Origin of the sequence: Microcystis sp. M49636_WE2, assembly GCF_030065375.1 — a bacterium.
Lineage (GTDB): Bacteria > Cyanobacteriota > Cyanobacteriia > Cyanobacteriales > Microcystaceae > Microcystis > Microcystis aeruginosa_C.
In genome coordinates this window covers 1-2694 of record NZ_JASJFG010001019.1, presented here as the reverse complement: position 1 = coordinate 2694, position 2694 = coordinate 1, and the positions used below count along the sequence as shown (strand labels likewise).

3 protein-coding genes are annotated in these 2694 nt (G+C 45.4%); 2 read left to right on the top strand and 1 reads right to left on the bottom strand.

Going from position 1 to position 2694, the window contains the following annotated elements:
• Nucleotides 1-294: 294 nt before the first annotated feature.
• Nucleotides 295-1071, bottom strand: a complete 777-nt coding sequence (gene fabI, locus PX484_RS23400) for an enoyl-ACP reductase FabI (protein WP_002760333.1) — start codon at nucleotides 1069-1071, stop codon at nucleotides 295-297.
• A gap of 214 nt (nucleotides 1072-1285) precedes the next feature.
• On the opposite strand from fabI, the gene ntcA reads away from it, so the two are divergent.
• Together ntcA and PX484_RS23390 are read left to right on the top strand one after the other, a co-directional pair.
• The gene (gene ntcA, locus PX484_RS23395) at nucleotides 1286-1963 is read left to right on the top strand and encodes a global nitrogen regulator NtcA (RefSeq protein ID WP_002793163.1); all 678 of its coding nucleotides are present in this window, start codon (nucleotides 1286-1288) and stop codon (nucleotides 1961-1963) included.
• A gap of 7 nt (nucleotides 1964-1970) precedes the next feature.
• Nucleotides 1971-2694 (top strand): DUF3084 domain-containing protein (locus PX484_RS23390; protein WP_288105799.1); only part of this gene is annotated, 724 nt, incomplete at its 3' end.

Genomic DNA, 2694 nt, shown 5'->3' with positions numbered 1-2694 from the left:
CCCTTAATAAGGGGGGCGCTGATCCCCCCTTGATCCCCCCTTAATAAGGGGGGCGCTGATCCCCCCTTGATCCCCCCTTAATAAGGGGGGCGCTGATCCCCCCTTGATCCCCCCTTAATAAGGGGGGCGCTGATCCCTCCTTGATCCCCCCTTAATAAGGGGGGCGCTGATCCCCCCTTGATCCTAGGGTTGATTCATTGTAGGGTTGATTCATAGTAGGGTTGATTCATGAATCAACCCTACTACCCTTAATAAGGGGGGTGCTGATGATTTTTAACACCTACCTACTTAAAACTACATTCCCATAATTTCGTAACCGGAATCTACATAAATAATCTGTCCGGTAATACCACTAGCAAGATCACTGGCTAAAAAAGCGGCCGTATTTCCCACCTCAATTTGTGTCACCGTGCGATGTAAAGGAGCGATTTCTTCCACATGATGGATCATATCAAGAATTCCTCCCACGGCCGAAGATGCTAAGGTGCGAATTGGACCGGCGGAAATACCATTAACTCGGATCTTTTGGCCACCTAATTCGGCGGCTAAATAGCGAACACTCATTTCTAAACCGGCTTTTGCCACCCCCATTAAATTATAGTTAGGAATTACCTTGACACCGCCGAGATAGGTAAGAGTGATAATACTTCCCCCTTCCGTCATCAAAGGTTTAGCCGATCGAGCTAGACGGGTTAGGGAAAAAGTGCTAATATCTAGGGATTTAGTGAAAGCTTCCCGAGGGATGGCGGTAAAATCGCCCGTTAAACCCTCTTTATCGGCAAAAGCGAGACAGTGAATCAAAATATCCAGTTTACCCCATTTTTCCGCCACTGTAGCGAAAGTATCTTCTACCTGTTGGTCATTTTGGACATCGCAGGGGACATAAAAAGCGGGATTAAGTTCATCGGCCAATTCTCGCACTTTTTTCTCAAAACGGCCCTTTTCGTCGGGGAGATAGGTGACACCGATATTTGCACCAGCTTGATGGAGTTGTTGGGCAATTCCCCAAGCGATCGAGCGATTATTGGCAATTCCTGTCACTAGGGCGTTTTTTCCCGTTAAATCTAACATAGTTCTCGTTTCTCTTACAAAAATCTCCCCAATAGCCGACCCCAGCGAGATTCGGTATAATAGGGATACAGATAACGGGGCAGCAATGATCACCCCTCCCCCATTGTCTGGCAAAAAGCGCCCAAAACTTTTCCCAGTTTAGGCAGCGGTTATGTTTAATAGAGGTGACACTCGTTGCATAATAAAAACAATTTTCCCCTTTTTTGGATGTGAGATGGACTTATCCCTAATACAAGACAAACCCCTAGCAGATGTGTTCCGTCGAATCGGCAGCGGCAATTTCCCCCCGGTGGTGGAATTGTTCGAGCGTGGCAAAACGATCTTTTTCCCTGGAGATCCCGCCGAAAGAGTCTATTTTTTGCTGAAAGGAGCCGTTAAGTTGTCGCGAGTCTATGAAGCGGGAGAGGAAATTACCGTGGCTCTACTGCGGGAAAATAGCGTCTTTGGTGTGCTATCCTTACTCACCGGCCAGCGATCGGATCGTTTTTATCATGCCGTGGCTTTTACTCCGGTAGAATTACTCTCGGCCCCGATCGATCAGGTAGAAAGATCCCTCCGCAATAATCCCGATTTATCAATGTTGATGCTGCAGGGGTTGTCCTCGCGGATTTTGCAAACGGAAATGATGATCGAAACCTTGGCTCACCGGGATATGGGTTCCCGTTTGGTCAGTTTTTTATTGATTCTCTGTCGTGATTTTGGGGTTCCCACCACCGATGGTATCCGGGTTGATCTAAAATTGTCTCACCAAGCGATCGCAGAAGCGATCGGTTCTACCCGCGTCACTGTCACCCGTTTATTGGGAGAGCTGCGGGATCAAGAAATGGTCTCAATTTACAAGAAGAAAATTACCGTCCATAATCCCGTCGCTCTCAGTCAACAATTTACTTAAATTCTGGATGACTAGCGCTTATATTTTGGTTTTGGCCATCGTGGTTTTAGGTGGTCTGATAGCGGTGATTGGCGATCGCATAGGTAGCCGTATCGGTAAGAAAAGGATGCGTTTATTTAATCTGCGTCCGAAACAAACCGCAACTTTAATGACGATTGTAACGGGAATTTTGATCGCCGGTTCCACTTTAATTGTCTTGTTTGCTTCTAGTAAATCCCTGCGTCAAGGAGTTTTTGAACTGGATCGCCTGTTAAATGAACGTCGTGCTGCTATTAAGGATTTGGAAAGACAGGTAAGAAAAACCACCGAGCAAAAAAATCAGGTGGAAAAAGCGTTAAAAACGGCTAAAAGTGAACAGATAGCCGTGCAGAAACGTCTAGAGGTTCTTAACAAAAATTATCAAGCTTCTCGTCAACGTTTGCGGTTAGTTTCGGGACAGTTGGAAAAGTTCCGCAAGGAAGTGGCTAATTTAAATAATGAACGAGTTATTTTAACTAATCAAAAGGCACAGTTAATCAGTCAACGGGATCAATTGTCCCAACAAAAATCAATTCTTTCTAGTCAGATAAATCAACTACAAACCACAGTTCAAGTTAGAGATAAAGAGTTAGCTAATCAACAAAAGTTATTAACAACCAGACAAGCGCGACTTCAACAGTTGGAAACCCAACAAAAAACCCTACAGCTAGAAATTGATCGCCGGGATCAACGTATTGGAGAACTCGATCGAT

Coding starts and splice junctions, on each gene's coding strand:
- fabI (WP_002760333.1), bottom strand. CDS start 1,071: ATGTTAGATTTAACGGGAAAAAACGCCCTAGTGACAGGAATTGCCAAT.
- ntcA (WP_002793163.1), top strand. CDS start 1,286: ATGGACTTATCCCTAATACAAGACAAACCCCTAGCAGATGTGTTCCGT.